Source organism: Devosia marina (assembly GCF_009758415.1).
GTDB lineage: Bacteria > Pseudomonadota > Alphaproteobacteria > Rhizobiales > Devosiaceae > Devosia > Devosia marina.
On record NZ_WQRF01000001.1, the window covers coordinates 472,442 to 490,525 of the forward strand.

At 61.4% G+C, this 18,084-nt stretch carries 15 protein-coding genes; 5 read left to right on the forward strand and 10 right to left on the reverse strand.

Annotation, left to right across the window (positions count from 1 at the left end):
• Window positions 1–76: 76 nt before the first annotated feature.
• Window positions 77–1,495, forward strand: a complete 1,419-nt coding sequence (locus tag GO014_RS02200; protein ID WP_157288939.1) for an MFS transporter — start codon at window positions 77–79, stop codon at window positions 1,493–1,495.
• Between the two features lie 38 nt (window positions 1,496–1,533).
• Here GO014_RS02200 and GO014_RS02205 read toward each other — a convergent pair whose 3' ends face one another.
• Window positions 1,534–3,540, reverse strand: coding sequence for an aldo/keto reductase (locus GO014_RS02205; RefSeq protein ID WP_157288940.1), 2,007 nt, complete (start codon window positions 3,538–3,540; stop codon window positions 1,534–1,536).
• A gap of 214 nt (window positions 3,541–3,754) precedes the next feature.
• Here GO014_RS02205 and GO014_RS02210 point away from each other — a divergent pair, with 214 nt between their 5' ends.
• Together GO014_RS02210 and GO014_RS02215 are read left to right on the forward strand one after the other, a co-directional pair.
• Window positions 3,755–4,648, forward strand: coding sequence for a helix-turn-helix domain-containing protein (locus tag GO014_RS02210; protein ID WP_157288941.1), 894 nt, complete (start codon window positions 3,755–3,757; stop codon window positions 4,646–4,648).
• Window positions 4,649–4,651: 3 nt separating this feature from the next.
• Complete coding sequence (locus GO014_RS02215) at window positions 4,652–6,754, forward strand: CHASE2 domain-containing protein (protein ID WP_157288942.1); 2,103 nt, start codon at window positions 4,652–4,654, stop codon at window positions 6,752–6,754.
• Here the strand turns inward: GO014_RS02215 and GO014_RS19330 are convergent.
• The 8 genes from GO014_RS19330 to ugpB all read right to left on the reverse strand — a co-directional run bounded on the left by GO014_RS19330 (window position 6,751) and on the right by ugpB (window position 13,722).
• On the reverse strand, window positions 6,751–6,876 hold the full coding sequence (locus tag GO014_RS19330; protein WP_281261859.1) for a hypothetical protein: 126 nt from the start codon (window positions 6,874–6,876) through the stop codon (window positions 6,751–6,753). The two genes, GO014_RS02215 and GO014_RS19330, sit on opposite strands and share 4 nt — an antisense overlap.
• Before the next feature lie 266 nt (window positions 6,877–7,142).
• On the reverse strand, window positions 7,143–7,916 hold the full coding sequence (locus tag GO014_RS02220) for an HAD family hydrolase (RefSeq protein ID WP_157288943.1): 774 nt from the start codon (window positions 7,914–7,916) through the stop codon (window positions 7,143–7,145).
• Window positions 7,913–8,659 (reverse strand): DeoR/GlpR family DNA-binding transcription regulator, encoded by a 747-nt coding sequence (locus GO014_RS02225; protein ID WP_246204351.1) that lies wholly within the window; start codon window positions 8,657–8,659, stop codon window positions 7,913–7,915. Before GO014_RS02225 ends, GO014_RS02220 begins: the two co-directional genes overlap by 4 nt.
• 41 nt (window positions 8,660–8,700) lie before the next feature.
• The gene (locus GO014_RS02230) at window positions 8,701–9,450 is read right to left on the reverse strand and encodes a glycerophosphoryl diester phosphodiesterase (protein WP_425482061.1); all 750 of its coding nucleotides are present in this window, start codon (window positions 9,448–9,450) and stop codon (window positions 8,701–8,703) included.
• Window positions 9,451–9,490: 40 nt separating this feature from the next.
• Window positions 9,491–10,543: a sn-glycerol-3-phosphate import ATP-binding protein UgpC gene (locus GO014_RS02235; protein ID WP_157288945.1), complete on the reverse strand. Its 1,053-nt coding sequence runs from the start codon at window positions 10,541–10,543 to the stop codon at window positions 9,491–9,493.
• Window positions 10,544–10,546: 3 nt separating this feature from the next.
• Window positions 10,547–11,395: a sn-glycerol-3-phosphate ABC transporter permease UgpE gene (gene ugpE, locus GO014_RS02240; RefSeq protein WP_116590737.1), complete on the reverse strand. Its 849-nt coding sequence runs from the start codon at window positions 11,393–11,395 to the stop codon at window positions 10,547–10,549.
• 12 nt (window positions 11,396–11,407) lie between these two features.
• Window positions 11,408–12,292 (reverse strand): sn-glycerol-3-phosphate ABC transporter permease UgpA, encoded by an 885-nt coding sequence (ugpA, locus tag GO014_RS02245; RefSeq protein WP_157288946.1) that lies wholly within the window; start codon window positions 12,290–12,292, stop codon window positions 11,408–11,410.
• A 104-nt stretch (window positions 12,293–12,396) separates the two neighbouring features.
• Window positions 12,397–13,722, reverse strand: coding sequence for a sn-glycerol-3-phosphate ABC transporter substrate-binding protein UgpB (ugpB, locus tag GO014_RS02250; protein WP_157288947.1), 1,326 nt, complete (start codon window positions 13,720–13,722; stop codon window positions 12,397–12,399).
• Between the two features lie 291 nt (window positions 13,723–14,013).
• On the opposite strand from ugpB, the gene GO014_RS02255 reads away from it, so the two are divergent.
• Complete coding sequence (locus tag GO014_RS02255; protein ID WP_157288948.1) at window positions 14,014–15,681, forward strand: Na/Pi cotransporter family protein; 1,668 nt, start codon at window positions 14,014–14,016, stop codon at window positions 15,679–15,681.
• A gap of 35 nt (window positions 15,682–15,716) precedes the next feature.
• On the opposite strand, the gene GO014_RS02260 is transcribed toward GO014_RS02255, so the two are convergent.
• Window positions 15,717–16,361 (reverse strand): DUF1028 domain-containing protein, encoded by a 645-nt coding sequence (locus GO014_RS02260; RefSeq protein WP_157288949.1) that lies wholly within the window; start codon window positions 16,359–16,361, stop codon window positions 15,717–15,719.
• Window positions 16,362–16,495: 134 nt separating this feature from the next.
• Between GO014_RS02260 and GO014_RS02265 the strand changes: the two genes are divergently transcribed.
• On the forward strand, window positions 16,496–18,061 hold the full coding sequence (locus GO014_RS02265; RefSeq protein ID WP_157288950.1) for an ABC transporter substrate-binding protein: 1,566 nt from the start codon (window positions 16,496–16,498) through the stop codon (window positions 18,059–18,061).
• The last annotated feature ends 23 nt before the right edge of the window (window positions 18,062–18,084 follow it).

Sequence of the window (18,084 nt, forward strand, 5' to 3'; positions counted from 1 at the left end):
CGCGGCCCACAATGCTGTTGGCAACCGCCAAAAATCAAATTAAACAAGAGAAATCTTGTTTAATTGGAATCCCGTCATGTCCGACACAGTCGACGGCCGGTGGGCCGAGATTTTTGGGCCTCGCTACCTCTCGGTCACCACGATCCTGGCACTAGGCGTCTCGCTCTTTGCCTTCAACGTCTTCCTCTCGGCCACAGCATTGCCCTCTGCGGTCCAAGAGCTGGGCGGCATCGAGGTGATTTCCTGGGCCACCACGCTCTATCTGGTCTTTGCCATTGTCGGCGGTGCCGCCGCGGCACTTATAAAGCGGCGACTCGGTTCCCGCGTGGCGCTTATCGGGCTGGCCAGCGTCTTTCTGGTGGGCACGCTGATCGCAGCAAGCTCCGGAGCAATGCCACAAGTGCTGGTAGGACGCGCCGTCCAGGGTTTTGGCGAAGGTGTCGTTGCGGCCATCTGCTTTGCGCTTATTCCCGAACTGTTTCCCAGCCGCCTGGTGCCCAAGGTCTTCGGCATGCAGGCCGTTGTCTGGGCCGTTGCCGCCTTTGGTGGTCCCGCCGGAGCAGGAGCGCTGACAGAGTTGGTTTCCTGGCGTGCCGCCTTTCTCGTCAACGTGCCGCTGGTGCTGATTTTCGGGGTCATGGTGCTCCTGGTGGTGCCTGCCAGTCAAAGAATCGCCGGGTCATCGGGCTTTCCCGGCTTGCGTTTGGCCGCCATTGGCGCTGGCACCATGCTGGTGGCCCTCGCGGCCATCGCTCCGCCTGCACCAGCGGCTCTGCTCCTGCTGGGCGCGGCCATTGCCCTGGTGGCCGCCGTATGGATGGACCGGCGCAGCACAGAGCGCCTGATGCCGCCAGACGCGTTTTCGCTCCGGACCGCCGTTGGTTCGGGCCTCTGGCTCTTCCTGCTGATGCCAATCGCCGGAGCGGCCACGGCGGTTTACCTGGTTTTGCTGTTGCAGCAGCTTTGGGGATATGGCCCGACCCTGGCTTCGGCCCTTGGCGCGGTCATGGCCATTGGCTGGAGCTGCTCGTCCGTCACCGTCGCGAATGTGCGCAAGCGCGCGACACGGCGCATCCTGATCCGCACTGGTCCAGTCCTTTTGGCGCTCGGCCTGCTCGCGGTCCTTTTCGCATTGGAAACCAGTCAGCTACCGGTTCTGGTCGCCGGCCAGTTCGCCATCGGCATGGGGTTTGGCATCTCCAACGGCTACATCATGCTCACCATCATGGAAGCCTGCACCGACGCAGAGCGGGATCGCACATCGGCCCTGCTGCCGACCACCCAGTCCGCAGGAAATGCGCTGGGCGCGGCTCTGGCCGGTGTCGCCGCCAACGCGGCAGGCTATGCCCAGGCCAGTGGCGAAGCCGAAATCCTTGTCGCCATCGTTCCCTTGTTTTTCATGGCCGTTGGCTTTGCCGTGCTGGCCTGGCTGGCCGCATTGCGCATGGTCCACCTCGCCAAAACCACGCCCATTGCCCAATTCGCCGACGGCTGAACAAAGGCCCCGGATCGTTCCGGGGCCTTTCTCGTTTCTCAGCCTTGTTCCAGCCAGCGCACCTGCTCGGGCGTCAGCTTGATTTCGAAGGCCTTGAGGCTGTCTTCCAGCTCGATCAACCGGCGCGGTCCGATCAGCGGCACGCTGGGGAAGGGTTGCGCCAGCACATAGGCCAGCGCGATATGGATCGGCGAATGGCCGAGCTCCTTGCCCAATGCGATCGCCCGGTCGCGGCGGCCGAAATTCTGGTCATTGTACCAGCAGCGCACCAGTTCCTCATTGTCGCGCTTGTCCCGGCCGGCAAAGTCGGTGAAGAAGCCGCGCGCCTGGCTTGACCAGGAGAAATTGGTCACCTGCCTGTCGATCAGCCACTCTTTGAAGTCCGGTGTCGCCGCGGTGACGCATCCAGCCCAGATCGGGTCGAGCATTTCGGCCAGGGCAAAGTTGTTGCTCAGCGCCTGCGGGGCCGTCTTGCCATTGGCCCTGGCATAGGCGATCGCCTCGTCCATACGCTCCTTAGTCCAGTTCGACCCGCCATAGGGCCCGCGAATGCGGCCGGCCTTCACCTCTGCATCCATGGCATCGACGAATTCGCCCACCGGCACATCGAGATTGTCGCGGTGCATGAAATAGATGTCGACATAATCGGTCTGCAGCCGGTCGAGCGACTGGGTAAGCTGTTTGGCGATTACATCTGGATAGACGAGCGGGGAATGTGCGCCCTTGCCGATCAGCGCCGCCTGCTCACGCACGCCGCTCCGCCTCTGCCACTCGCCCCAGAGTTTTTCTGTGTATCCACCGCCATAGATGAAGGCGGTATCGAAGATATTGCCGCCCTTCTCCCAGAAGGCGTCCAGCAGGATCGCGCCAGACGAAAAAGTCTTGAAGTCCTCAAAACCCAGCGCCACGGCCGAAGCCTGCTTCTCCAGACCCGGAATGCTACGCTTGGGGATGATGCCCTGATTGGCGCCAAGCGGGCGGTTGTCCAGTGTGTGGACGCGATTGACGGACTTCTCGACCGAAAATTCGATACCGGCATCGGACCGCCATTTGTCCAGCACCCGAAGATTGCCCAGCGTGTCGTTCCAGCTCATTCCGGGCGCATCGAATTCGGTCTTGCCTGCGAGAATGGCCAGCGAGGCGGCTTCCGCCTCATAGGAATAGAGATGCGGTTCTGCCGCGACGCTGAAGGTGTCGGTCTGGCCACCTTTGATGATGTCGATGCGGCCAAGTCCCTGGTCGCGGTCGCCATTGGCGAACCAGAAATCGGGGACCTCGATGCGCCCATCCGAGCCGTGAATCCGCAGGACATTGTCGAGATTAGCCATCACCGCACAACTGACCTGCGCCACGATGCCGTTCTCGAAGCTGAGCATCGCCGCGGCCCAGTCGTCCGTGCCTTCGGCATTGAGCGTGGCAGCGCCGGAGACCTTTACCGGGTCGGCAAAGGGCTTGCCCATCGCCGCTCCGGCAATCAGCCGCGCCATCGAGACCGGGTAGCAGCCGACATCCATGATGCCGCCACCGGCCAGCGCGGAAGCAAACAACCGATGCTCGGGCTGAAACTTGCCCATCGAAAAGCCAAAGCTCGACTGGATCATCCGCACCTCGCCGATGACTCCGGACTGGATCAATTCGATCAGCTTTGCCGCCTGCGGGTGGACGCGATACATGAAAGCCTCGCCCGCGAAGGTGCCGGCCTTGCGGTGGGCATGGAACACCGCGTCTGCCTCATGAGCGGACAGCGCAAGCGGCTTCTCAACCAGCACATGCTTGCCGGCCTGGGCTGCCTTGACCGCCCATTCGGCGTGGCCGGTATGGGGCACAGCGATATAGACCGCGTCGATCTCCTTGTCCGCCAGCAGCGCCTCATACCCGTGCACGATGCGCGCCTCGGGGAAGGACTCCTGCAGGCCCGGCCGGTCCGGATTGCGCGTCGCAATGGCCGCCAGCACGCCGTGCTGGCTGTCGTTCAGGCCGCCACGAAAGGCCTTTGCAATGCTGCCCGGACCAATGATGCCCCAGCGGATTTTCTTGTCGGTCATGTAGTCTTCCTCACCAGAGCATCAGCTAAATCGCCATTTTCGGAGGGTCCCGATGCTCAATCCAAAAATTCTTGCCGGCTCGTTGCCCGGCAGGCGCGAACGGCCTGTCCAAAGACAAGCTTTTCAATTGCTCTTGCGCCAAGTGATTTCTAAGTTAGCGCGCCCGCAAGTGGCATACCCCGATTTCGGGTAGGCGGACCGGGCGGAAAGTAAGATGGATACTGGCCTTTTTTACGAGCCTCGTCCCAATGGCGTCGAACGCCTGCCGACGGCGCTTCAGATGTTTCATACCACGCCACGCCTGATGCGGGCGGACCATTGGCACGCGCAGGTCGAGGTCAACTATGTCGTGCGCGGCTGGGCGCACTACCACATGGCCGGGCATGAAGCGCGCTTCGAGGCGGGGGATTTTGCCCTGTTCTGGGGTGGGCAACCCCATCGGCTCGATGATGCCTCTGAGGATCTTGTCTATGCCGGTGGGCATCTGCCGCTGGTACATTTTTTTCGGCTCCGTCTGCCAGCGGACGTTCAGGCGCGGCTGATGCAGGGGGCGACGCTGTTGTCCAATGCGACCGACGCAGCTGACCCCGTCAACTTTGAGCGCTGGGTCAACTATGCCCGCTCCGGCGATCCGATGAAGGCCAGCCTGGCCGTCGACGAACTCCTTTTGCGCATCGAGCGGCTGCGCTTCTCGCCCTATCGCCTGCTGCCCGAAACCGGGCCGGTGTCTGACGATGGCGGACTGGATCAGCATACGTCCCCCATCGTGGTGCGCATCTGCGATTTTATCGCGGACAATTTCCGCGAAGAGATCGATTCGGTTGATATCGCTGTGGCGGCCGACATTCATCCCAAATACGCCATGACCGTATTCAAGAAATCCACCGGCATGACGTTGAACGACTACATCAATCTCATGCGCCTCTCCTATGCGCAGGCGCTGCTGATGCGCGACGAGACCAGCGTGCTCGCGGTCGCCATGGACAGTGGCTTTGGCTCGCTGAGTGCCTTCAACAAGGCTTTCCGCAAGATATCGGGAACGTCCCCCAGTGACTTCCGCCGCGAGGTGCGTGGCCGCCCCATCGTGGCCGACGGCGGGTACAACTAGCGCATGGGTAGGCGCGGCTGGCTGGCGCTATTCTTTGGCCTGTTGGTCATTGCCGGACTGACGCTGTTGCGCGCTGCCGATCCATATCCAGTACAGGTGGCGCGCGAGACCACCTTCGATCTGTTCCAGCAATTGCGGCCGCGCGAGGCCCCGCCCGACCTGCCCATTCGCATCATCGACATTGACGAGACCTCTCTGGCCGCGCAAGGGCAATGGCCTTGGCCGAGATCAACCATGGCGGATATATCCGACCGCCTGACTGAACTGGGCGCAGCCGCTGTCGTGTTCGACCTGCTGTTCAGCGAGCCGGACCGCCTGTCACCCTCCGGCAGGGTGGAGGGCAGCCAAGATTATGACGCGACATTTGCCGTGGCGCTCTCCGCCGGCCCGACTGTTCTCAGCCTTGCCCAAAGTGGTCGCGCGACGGTTACCGGTCTGGAGCCGAAATCCGGGCTGGCGATGACTGGCGATGACCCTCTGGCGCAGGTGCCGCAATTGGGCGGCGCGGCCCAGCCTTTGCCGATCCTGGCCGAAGCAGCGCGTGGTCTTGGCGTGGCCAGCCTCGACCGGGACGGGGCAGGGGTGGCGCGCCGCCTTCCCATGCTCTGGCGCAATGGTGACGCGGTGCTGCCATCGCTTTCCGCCGAAGCCTTGCGGGTGGCTCTGGGCGTGTCGACGCTCGTCGTGATCGGCGACAGCGCGGGGGCTGGAACGGTCGAGCAATTGCGCATCGGCGATTTCGCCGTCCCAACGGGGCCGAGCGGTGACATCTGGATCTATTATCGCCATCTGCCGGAAGACATCTATGTTCCAGCCCATGAACTGTTGGTCGATGGCTATCGTGACCTTGCGCCACAGATTGCCGGACACATTGTTCTTGTCGGCACATCCGCCAGCGGCCTGCTCGACATTCGCGCCAGTGCATTGGGAACGGCCGTACCGGGCGTGTCCATCCATGCCCAGATAATCGAGCAGATGCTGACCGGCTCCTTCCTTGACCGGGCCGATTGGGTCGGCGGGCTGGAAATGATCGTCTTTGCCGTGGCGGGCCTGCTAATTGTCCTGGCGGTCATCATCACGGGTCCGGTCGTTGGCCTCGTTGTCTCGCTGTTGATTGCCGGACTGCTGTTGGCTGCAAGCTGGTGGGCCTTTGCCCAACCGCGCCTGCTGATCGATCCCAGCTTTGCTCTCTTGGGCGCGCTGCTGCTCTATGCCGCCATGGCCTTTTTCCGCTTTGCCGTCACCGATGCCGACCGCCGCCGCATCCGGAGGGCTTTCGCCCATTATGTCGAGCCATCTTTGCTGACCCGCATCGAGGCCGATGCACGGCTGCTCAAACTCGGCGGGGATTTGCGCGAATTGACCGTGATGTTCTCTGATGTGCGCAACTTCTCGGCGCTGGCCGAACGCACCACGCCAGCCAGGCTGGTGGCGATCCTCAACAGGCTCTTTGCGGCGCTGGGCCAGGCGATCGTCAATGAACAGGGAACGATCGACAAGTTCATGGGCGATGCGATCATGGCCTTCTGGAATGCGCCGGTCGATGTCGAGCGCCATGCATCGCGCGCCTGCCTGGCAGCCTTGTCCATGCGCGAGGCTCTAGAGCGGCTCAACGCCGCGAGCAACGAGCCCATTGCCATCGGCATTGGCATCGCCACCGGTCCCGCGCTGGTCGGCAATATGGGGTTTGAGCGTCGCTTCGACTATTCCTGCATCGGCGACACGGTCAATGTTGCCAGCCGCATCGAAGGCAGCTGCCGCGCGGTCGGCTATGACATACTGGTCACCGAAACCACCGCCTCGGCGGCAGCCGAACTGGCGCTATTGCCCGCAGGCGCTGTCGAACTCAAAGGCATGACTGGCCGCGAACCGGTCCATATTCTGGTCGGCGACAGCACTATGCGCCAGAGCGAGGCGTTCGCCGTCCTCGAAACCGCCCATCGGGACTTGATAGCCACCCTAGGAGCAGGCGCCGATCCGGCCCGCAGCCTTGATTCCTGTCGCCGCGCTGCGCTGGCAGTCGATACGCGCCTGGGTGCCTTTTACGCGGCCTGTCTTGAGCGCAGCGACGATTTCAGAGCAATCGGCCCGGCCCCCGGCGTCTAGACGCGACCCAGCCCCATCATCACCATCGCGCCAAGCACCAGTGCGCCAATAATCCATATGGCGCCGGCCAGCAGCGAAAAGCCCTCAATGAAATCGAGCCCGGGGTCTTCTTCGTGATCCATGCTTTTCTTCCTCCTTGTCCGGCCAACGAGAACCGTGGCCGCCCATCCTCCGAGGGAAGTGTAGTGCATTCCGCGCCCGCGTCGATCCCCAACGTTTGGGTGCAGAATTTTACCGAAGCACAATACGGGCACTTTTCCCGGTCAGTTGCGCTCCGTACTGGCCGCTGACGGACGGCGGTTAGAAGAGCAACTTCAATTTTGCCGTAACCCCGTACATTCTGCCGAAGCCATGGGAGCGTGTGGCCCATGCACTCCTGCCGGGGTGTCTACGCCTTTCGGGAGGCAATGATTATTCGCGCTATGTCTACGAAGCCGAGGCCCGCCTCCCCGGTGGAAACCCAGCGCGGCGCGGCGGGGAGATATTCGAGAACCGGGATGATGTTGGCGACGCCAAAGGACTTGGTCACCATGGCGAACATGGGCGCGTCATTGCGCGAGTCCCCCACAAAGCTCACCGTGTCCGTGATCGCTTGGCCCCTAATGCCCCATTCGGCCAACAGGCGCTCGCTCATGGTCTGCTTATTGTACTCGCCAATCCAGGTGTTGATGTGCACCGAGCTTACGGCCACGGTACCGCCGATCTCCCGGATCCGCTGCGCCAGCTCTTCGACGTCCGATCGTGCCTTGCCCACAATGTCTATGGCCACATCGGCGACCCTGAGCCTCTGGTCGTGGGCGAAGCGGAACCCGCCCAATAGGGGACGCACGGCTTCGAGATGGTGCTGCTGCCGCCGCGCCTGCAGCACCTCGTCCTCCCAGAACTGTATCTGCGCCGTATTGCCTTTGGTGGTCATCAGGAAAGCGCCGCTCTCTCCGATCGCCGCGGCAACCGGCCAGGCCCGTACCATATGTTCGCACCAGCCAGCAGAGCCACCAGTCACCGGGATCACGGAAACCCCCGCATTGTGCAGGTCCCACAGCGCCTGGAAGGTTTGCGGCAGCAGGCGTCCACCGGTTGTCAGCGTGTCGTCGACATCAGTGAACAAGTAGCGCACGCCGCGTAATTCGGCAGGCTGCGGGGAGGGGCCGCGAAAACTCATAAATCGCCCCCGCAGATTTCGACGCGGATGCCGGACGTCTCTAGACTTTTGTGCACGCGATCCTGATCGGGCAGGGCGTCGGTAAAGAAATGCGAAACGTCCGAAAACGGCACCACCCGCACCGACGCATCCCGCGACCATTTGCTCATATCCGCAACCAGAAACTGCTGGCGGGCATTTTCCACCAGCTTCATGGTCACTTGCGCTTCCGAGTAGCTGTAGTCCAATATGCCCTTGCTGGCATTCAGCGCGCCCGCGCCGATCACAGCGTGCGACGCGTAAAACTTGTCGAAATAGTGCAGCACATCAGCGCCCACGACGTCACGGTCATTGTGGCGCATGATGCCCCCGGTCATGTGCACCTCGATCTGTGGTGTGTCACTCAAGGTCAGGGCGACGTCCATGTTATTGGTGACGACCCGCAAGCTCTGATGGTCACGCAGGGCAGTCGCCACAAATTGCACCGTGGTGCCAATACCCAGAAACACGGTGGAGCCATTCGGAATAGCCTCGGCAACGCGGCGCGCAATGCGCTGCTTTGCATCGCTGTTGAGGGCCGCGCGCGCGTTGACCGAGATATTGCGGGCCCCAACCGGCACATCTACTCCGCCGTGAAACCGGCGTGCATAGCCAAGGTCGCAGAGGGCATTGATGTCGCGTCTGATCGTCTGCGTCGTCAGCGCGTACCGCGCCGCGAGTTGCTCAATATATTGAGCGCCTTCCGCCTCGATCAACGTCAACATATCTCGTTGTCGGTCCGAAAGCATGACCGGGGCGCCCTTTGCTATGGGAGGAACAGGCTCGGATCATCCGTAATGACGCCAGCCAGCCCGGCATCCCAGAACGAAACCAGTTGCACCGGATTGTTGCAGGTCCAGGCGCGCACCTGGATGCCGCGCTTGCTGGTCTCCTCCAGCAGGCCAATGCTCAGCGCCTTGAAATGCATGTGAATTGTGCGGGCCGGAATGGTGGCCAGCTGCGCCTCCCAGTCCTCGGGCGGACGCCCCCACAGCATGGCCATTTCCAGCTCCGGTTCCAGCGTGTGCATGGCCCGGAGGGCCTCCGGATCGAAACTGGAAATCATGATCTCGGTCTGGGGCGCGCGCTGGGCGATCGCGGTCTGCACCGTCTGCACCAATTGATCCAGCGAACGATGATGGGCGTGCTGCTTGATCTCGACATTGGCATTGAGTCCAAGAGCGCCCAGTTCCGCGATGACCGCATCAAGGGTTGGCAGCGGCTCTCCGGCAAACCTGCCATCGAACCAGCTTCCGGCATCCAGCCCATCCAGATCCGAGCGCCGCATGTCACTCAGAGAGCCGCTTCCTGACGTTGTGCGGTCGATCGTAACGTCATGGATCACCACCAGGGTTCCGTCACCCAATAGGGCAACGTCCAGCTCGACCCATCTTGCCCCCTGTTCGGCCGCCTTGCGGAACGCAGCAATGGTGTTTTCCGGCGCGAGGGCCGAGGCGCCGCGATGGGCCTGCACCGCGTCTGGTCTGGGGCCTGGCATGGTTTCGACTGTCATGATGCGTGTTGGAGCGTCCAAGTGTGCCTCTACTTGCAGCGGTCTAGCTGGCGTCTGTCCGCCAGCCCGTTTGCTGGTTGAAGGGGTGGATATTCTCGGGGCGGGCATAGATCGTGATGGTGTCGCCTTCCTCCAGTTTCGGCCGTCCCTGCACCGTGAGAATAATCGGTTGCTCGGTGCCGGGGATCTGCACATGCAGATGGCTCTCGCCGCCGACTGGCTCAAGCAATTCCACCGTGCCCGCGAGTGTCAGGGCGTTCCCCTCAGGGCGCTCGAGATGGAGTTGGTCCGGCCGTAACCCGACAATGTCGGTGTCCGCACCCAGTTGCAGCGCCTCCGCATTCTCTCCGCCGGAGAGGGAGGCTGCCGGGATCAGGTTCATAGGCGGTGAGCCAATGAAGCCGGCGACAAACAGAGTGGCCGGTCGGTCATAGACCTCGATTGGTGTGCCGATCTGCTCGACCAGGCCGCCATTCATCACCACCAACCGGTCGGCCAGGGTCATGGCCTCGAGCTGGTCGTGCGTCACATAGAGGCTGGTCGTCTTGAGGCGGCGTTGCAGGCGCCGGATTTCCACCCGCATCTGCACGCGCAGCTTGGCGTCGAGATTGGACAGGGGTTCATCGAACAGAAACGCAGCCGGTTCGCGCACAATCGCGCGGCCCATGGCGACGCGCTGTCGCTGGCCGCCTGAAAGCTGGCGCGGCTTGCGTTCGAGCAGCGGTCCGATTTCGAGAATGTCGGCAGCGTCCTGCACCCGACGGTCGATTTCCGCGCGCGGCGTCCCGCGGTTCTTCAGGCCATATTCGAGGTTTCCGCGCACGCTCATATGCGGATAAAGCGCGTAGTTCTGGAATACCATTGCGATATCGCGCTCGGCCGGCTCGGCCCGCACAACATCCTTGCCGCCAATCTCGATGCGGCCCGAGGTAACGGTTTCAAGGCCTGCCACCATGCGCAGCAGTGTGGACTTGCCGCAGCCTGAGGGGCCAACGAGCACGATTAGCTCGCCATCGGCAACCGTGAGATTGACGCCTTTGACGGCCTGGACGTTGCCGTAGTTCTTTTTGAGGTCGATGAGGTCGATCGTGGCCATGGCTTATTTCTCCGTATCCACGAGGCCTTTGACGAACAGGCGCTGCATGAAAATGACGACAAGGACGGGGGGCAGCATGGCCAGGATCACGGAGGCCATGACGAGGTTCCACAGGGGTTCGGAATCAGCGGTCGCCGCCAGGCGCTTGATGCCCATGACCACCGTGTAATAGCGGCTGTCAGTGGTCACCAGCAGCGGCCAGAGATACTGCACCCAGCCATAGATGAAGAGGATGACGAACAGAGCCGCGATATTGGTGCGGGAGAGCGGCAACAGGATGTCTCGGAAGAACTTCATGGGCCCCGCCCCATCTACCCGCGCCGCCTCCATCAGCTCATCCGGTACGGTCAAAAAGAACTGGCGAAACAGGAACGTGGCGGTCGCTGAGGCGATCAGTGGCAGCGTTAGCCCCACGTAAGAATTGAGTAGCCCCAGATTGGCCACCACCGCAAAAGTGGGGATGATGCGCACTTCGACCGGCAGCATCAGGGTGATGAAGATGATCCAGAACGCCAGCAGCCGGAACGGGAACTTGAAGAACACGATCGCATAGGCCGAAAGCAGCGAGATGGCGATCTTGCCCACGGCAATGACAATGGCGATGATCGTCGAATTCATCAGCATGATCGACACCGGTGGCGCTCCGGCCGTGGAGATGCCCTGAGTGAGCATGCGGCCATAGTTTTCCAGCATGTGCGGGCCGGGCAGCAGGGGCACGAGCCCGCGCATGAAGTCCCCGCTGCCATGCGTCGAGGCAATGAAGGCTAGGTAGACCGGGAAAACGACAACAACGACGCCGACAATCAGCACCAGATGGGTGAGAAAGCTGAGCCAGGGGCGATTTTCGACCATTCTCTTGGCTCCTTAATATTGGACGCGCCGCTCGATATAGCGGAACTGGATTGCAGTAAGGGCGATGACGATCAGCATCAGCACGACCGACTGGGCGGCCGAGGATCCGATATTGAGGCCGAGGAAACCGTCGGCATAAACCTTGTAGACCAGGATGTTCGTGGCCTGGTTCGGACCGCCATTGGTGGTGGCGTCGATCAGGCCGAATGTGTCGAACATGGCGTAATTGATATTGACGATGAGCAGGAAGAACGTCGTCGGCGAGAGAAGCGGAAAGACAATGGTCCAGAACCGCTTGAAGGGACCGGCGCCATCAATGGCCGCTGCTTCATTGAGCGATTGCGGCACCGATTGCAGCCCGGCCACGAAGAACAGAAAATTGTAGGAAATCTGCTTCCAGCTCGCCGCAATCACGACGAGGATCATCGCCTGATTGCCATCGACGCGATGGTTCCAGTCGATCCCAAGGCCCCGCAACATATAGGGCGCGATGCCGATGGTGGGGTTGAACATGAACCACCACAAAATGCCGACGACCACCGGCGCCACCGCATAGGGCCACACCAGCAGCGTCGTGTAGGTGCGATTGGATTTCAGAACACGGTTGACCGCCACCGCCAGCAACAGCGCCAGGCTCATCGACAGCAGCGTTACCGAAACTGCAAAGATCGCCGTCTTGGTGAGCGAGTTGAGATAGCCGGGCTCAGAAAACAGTCGCGTGTAATTCTCAAACCAGATGAAGGTGGTGCGAAACCCGAACGGGTCCTCGCGCTCGAAGGACGATTTGACCGCCTGCGCGGCAGGCCAGATGAAGAAGATCAGCGTCACGGCCAGTTGCGGCGCCAGAAGCGCATAGGGCAACAGCTTGTTGGGAAAAATTGTGCGCTTGGTTTGCATGGGCCGAGAGCTCCCCCGATGGTCACGACTGGAAGGTCCGGGCGGTGTCCATGCCGCCCGGGTGGATTGTCCCGCATGCACTCAGCGGGACAATCCGGGGAGGATCAGCTATTGGCGGCTTCGAAGTCGCGCAGGATCTGGTTGCCGCGTTCAACGGCAGCGTCGAGTGCCTCCTGGGCGGTCTTGCTGCCCGAAAGCAGGGCTTCGAACTCTTCATCCACCACGGTGCGGGCCTGGGTCAGATTGCCGAAGCGGAGACCCTTGGAATTGGCGGAGGGCGTTCCTCGCGTGATCTGGTTGATGGCGATTTCCGAACCCGGATTGGCCTCGTAATAGCTCTGTTCCTTACCCAGCTCGTAGGCGGCATTGGTGATTGGCAGGTAACCGGTTGCCTGGTGCCACTCGGCCTGGACTTCAGGGCTTGAGAGATAGGTAAAGAACTGGGCGACACCTTCATAGACCGCCGGGTCCTTGCCATTGAGCGCCCACAGCGTAGCGCCACCGATAATCGAGTTTTTCGGTTCGTCTATCTCGTCGTCGTAATAGGGCAGGGGTGCGAAGCCGACCTCGAAGTCGCCCGAATTGTTGATCACGCCGGCGCGTGAGGCCGAGGAGTTCATGTAGATGGCGCATTCCTGCGAGTAGAATTTCGGCGGTGCATCGCCGCCACCCACTGGGCCGCCATATTCGAACAGGCCTTCATCGGCCCAGTTCTTGAGGTTCTCCCAATGTTTGACCTGCACCGGACCATTGAACGTGAACTCGGTGCCCAATCCGCCAAAGCCGTTTTCCATCGTGCCATAGGGCTGGTCATGGATGGCAGAGAGGTTTTCGAGCTGCACCCAGGAAATCCAGCCCGAGGTGAAGCCGCAGGGCGCCGCGCCCGATTCCATGATCTGCCGGCTCATCGTTTCCAGCTCGGCCCAGGTTTTGGGAGGCATTTCGGGATCGAGGCCCGCTGCCTCAAACACGTCCTTGTTGTAGTACATGATGGGCGTGGACGAATTGAACGGCATGGACAGGATGTTGCCATCGGTATCCGAGTAATAGCCAGTGACCGGCGCGAGGAACGCGCTCGGATCCCATGGCTCGCCATTGTCGGCCATCAGCTTATAGACCGGATTGACGGCGCCTTCGGCGGCCATCATTGTGCCGGTGCCCACTTCAAAGACCTGCACAATGGCCGGCTGTTCATTAGCCCGGAACGCCGCAATGGCGGCGGTCAATGTTTCGGGATAGGTGCCCTTGTAGCTGGGGACCACGACAAAGTCGTCCTGGCTGTCATTGAAACCCAGGGCAATGGCTTCCAGCCGCTGACCGAGTTCGGCGTCCATTGCGTGCCACCAGGCGATTTCTGTCTGAGCAAAGCCTGGCGTTGCGGTCATCATCGCAGCCAGTCCCGCTGACAGGAACAATGCGTTCTTGAACATGCTCTCTCCCATTTATGTGTTTCGCTGAGGCCTCCCTGCCTCAGGACGAGGCCGAATTGGAGCCGAGCCATGTCACTTTTGCAACCAAAAAATGTTCATTTGAACATTCAAATTGTGTTTTGCTCGTTCCTCGTTCGAGAAGCCCATGAAATATCAGTATGTTGTGTGGCATCTATCGTGCTCGCGCCACATGTTCACAATGATGGCTGCAGCGCATTGCCCTAGATATGTTCATCTGAACATGATGAGGTGGCGGGCTGAGATCGCAGAGTCGGAGGGTGAGGAGACCGAATGTATTTCATCGTTGTGCACCTGGTGGCGGCCATTGTCCTGCTGCTCTGGGCCGTTCGCATGGTGCGCACCGCGGTTGAGCGGGCCTATTCCGCTCAATTGAAGCGCACGCTGGCCCGGGCAGAACAAAGCGCCCTGGCGGCGGCGTCCGTCGGCGCGGTGATGGCGATCGCACTGCAAAGCTCGACGGCCGTGGCTGCGCTGGCTTCGGGCTTCGCCTCGGGTGGCTTGCTGGCGGGTGCCACTGGTCTCGCCCTGGTGCTCGGCGCCTATTTCGGCTCCGCCATCGTTGCCAGCATTCTTTCGTTCGACCTGTCGCTCCTCATCGCGCCTCTGATTATCGTAGGGGGCGTGCTGTTTCTGCGCGGCGCTGAGCGCCGTACGAAGCAATTGGGGCGTATGGTGCTGGGCATCGCCTTCGTCCTGTTGTCCCTGCAGATGGTCTCCGAGGCCACGGCGCCTTGGCGCGACAGTGAGTTACTCGGCTCGGTGGTGAACTATCTCAAGGGTGATCCATGGACGGGGTTTCTGGTTGCGGCCTTGATAACCTGGCTGTCCTATTCGTCGGTGGCCAGCGTGCTGGTCATCATCACCTTCGGGGCAGCCGGCATCATTCCGTTGGAGATCGCCACGGCCTTGGTGCTGGGCGCTAATCTTGGCGGCACACTAATCGCCTATGGCATGACTCGCGGTGGTGATGTGAGGGCGCGTCGCATTGCAATTGGGGCGATCATGCTGCGCGGTGGTGCGGCGCTGGCGTGTCTTGTTCTCATGCAAATCTGGCCGCTTGCGGCCATCGGCCTGCCGGGCAATGTCGGTCAGCAGGCCAGCCTGCTCCATATCGCCTTCAACTTTGTCGTCATGGTCATCGGCTTGCCGCTTTCGGCGCCCGTATCCGACCTGCTGAACCGGCTCGTGCGCGATGCGCAAGCCGGGGAGGGCGGCGACGTCTCCCGTTTCCGCCAGACGGCGCTGTCGGGTGGCCACAAGGGCAGTGTCGACATGGCGCTCGCCAGCGCCACCCGGGAATTGCTGCGTATGAGCGAAATGGTCGAGGTGATGCTGCAACCTGTCATCGAAATCCTAAAATCCGGCGACAAAGTTGCCATCCGCCGCGTCAAGGCCCTGGAGCCCGAGGTGGATCAGTCCAATTCGTCAATCAAACTCTTCCTGGCCCAACTCGAATGGGAAGCGATGGACGAGAGCCAGACCGCTCGCGCCTCAGACCTGAGCAATTATGCCGTTAGTCTCGAACAGGCGGCCGATATCATCGCCCGTCCTATCCTGCGGGTTGCCGACCAGTTGGTGGAACGACGCCTGACCTTTTCCGAAGAAGGCTGGGGCGAACTCATCGATCTCCACGCCCGCGTTTTGAGCAATCTCCAACTTGCCCTCAACGTGCTGATCTCCGAAGATCTGGAATCGGCGCGCCAATTGGTGGCCGAAAAGGATGCGGTCGGCGTCATGGAGCGTCAGAGCATGGGCGGGCATTTCTCCCGCCTGCGATCAGGCAATACCAACAGTTTTGAAACCAGCGAGTTGCACCTCGAGACCGTCCGCTCGCTACGCCGCATCAATTCGCTGATCTGCGGCATCGCCTATTCGATCCTGAGCGAACACGGCGAACTGCTCGGCTCCCGACTGGCCAGGCGCCCGGCGGTGCGATAGCGGTCTGCACGTGATACTGTGCCCGACGTCAGCTCTCAACTGCCCGAGCCGCGGCGCAGCACGGCTGCAAAGAACTCCGCATAGCTGCCGTGCCGGGTGCGGGACATCAGGTCGGACAAGTCCGCAATCGGGTCTGACGACCAGTCGACGCGCAGATCGACCTCGGGATAGGCCTGGTTGCGCGCCACCTTGAGCGCTGCGGAGGTGATGGTGCGCCTGTCGCCACCAGCAAGATTGCCAGCCTGGAGCGCGGCAAACAGGCGTTCGGCCAGATCGCCGGGCCCCTTGATGGCTTCGAGCATCGCGTCCAGCACTGCGCGGCCTGCAATGATGTTTCCGGCCACCGCGACGTTTTCGTCCATGGCGTGGCCGGCATATTCTTCGCATCGGGCGCCGGTCCAGGCGCCAATGCGGCCTTGCGCGTCGATGACGATGGCCTGCCGCCGATCGCTTTCCGGGTCCTGGGCCAGCGCCCCCTGCAAGGCGTTCTCGGCATCGGCAGCGGGCATGGCGGCAAGGGTGTCGACGGCCAGATAGGGATTGGTCATCGCCTGCGTCGCCATGGCGGCCTGGCCGGCGCGCACATGGGGCACCAGCGCGCCAACGGCCGGCCCGGCCGTGGCAGTGGCAACGCCCAGCTCGCCGGTTTGTGAATCTCGCGCAACGATGGAAAAGGTCATGCTGGCAAAATCCTCCTCTCGATATTTATCAGCATAAATTGACGACAGGCGTTATTTATGATGATAAATTACCTATGCCTTGTCTCACGGTGAGGGCTGGGAGGCAATGGTTGAGGGAACGCAAGGAGGTTTCAATGACATCCAAATGGTACGGACTGGCGCCGCTGCTCGCCGCCACCGCATTGGCGCTGGTTTCGCCAGCCGCCGCCCAGACGCCACCCAATGTGCTGATCGTCGGCCAGATTGCCGAGCCACAGTCGCTCGACCCGCAGGTTTCCACTGCGGTCAATGATTTCCGCATCCTGGTCAATATCTATGACGGACTGGTCCGCTATGCCGATGGCACCCTGGAAGTCGAACCCGCCCTGGCCACGGACTGGACGATCTCCGACGATGGGCTGAGCTATACCTTCAATCTGCGTGAAGGTGTCACGTTTCACGACGGCACGCCGTTCAACGCCGAAGCGGTGAAGTTCAACTTCGACCGCATGCTCGATGAGGACCATCCATACTACGATACCGGTCCGTTCCCGCTCTCGTTCAACTTTTCGGCCGTCGAGAGCGTCAACGTGATCGACGAGCACACCGTCGAGTTTGTTCTCACCGAACCCTTCGCACCGTTTCTGTCCAATCTCGCCTACCCCACCGGGCTCATCGTGTCGCCACAGGGCGTGATGGACAATGTGGACGATTACGGGCGCAATCCGTCAGGGACAGGTCCGTACCGGTTTGTCGAATGGCAGTCGAACACCCGTGTCGTGGTCGAGGCCAATGCCGACTATTGGGACGGCGCGCCAGCGCTCGAGGCCGTGGTCTTCCGGCCGATTACCGATGCCAACACGCGGGTTGCCGAAATGCTTTCAGGCGGCATCGACGTCATGGTCGAAGTTCCGCCCGACAATGTCAGCCAGTTCGAGGAGGATTCCGCGTTCGAGGTCTATGAGCAGGCCGGGCCGCATGTCTGGTATGTGATGCTCAACGCCCGGTACGGTCCATTCGCCGATAAGCTGGTCCGCCAGGCCGCGAACTATGCCGTCAACAAGGAGGCTCTGGTCAACGAGGTTCTGCAGGGCACGGCCACGGTCTCGGACAGCCCGATCGCACCGGCGTTCAACTGGGCTTATAACGAAAATCTCGAGCCCTATCCGTACGACCCTGACATGGCCGGGCAATTGCTGAGCCAAGCTGGGGTCGATAGCCCCGAAGTCACCTTCTATGTCACCGAGGGCGGTTCGGGCATGCTCGATCCGGTTACCATGGGCACGGCCATCCAGGCCGATCTCGAGGCCGTTGGGTTCGACGTCACGATCGAGACCTATGAATGGAATACGTTCCTGGGGATCGTGAATCCGGGTCTCGGCGAGGATGTCGACATGGCAGAAATGGCCTGGATGACCAACGATCCCGACGTTCTGCCTTTCCTGACTCTGCGCACGGGTGCTTGGCCGGAAGAGGGCGGATTCAATTCTTCGTACTATTCCAACGAAGAAGTGGATGAACTGCTCGAAGCGGCGCGGGTGGAAACCGACATCGAAGCACGCGGCGATCTCTACAAACAGATGCAGGAAATCGTCTATGAAGACGCGCCCTGGATATTTGTCGCCAACTGGCAGCAGAACGCGGTGACCACCCAGGCCGTGCAGGGCTTCTCGTTGCAGCCCAGCTTCCTGCTGCAATTGCACGACGTCTCCAAGCCTTAGAGCCTTAGATCCGTGCCGGATGG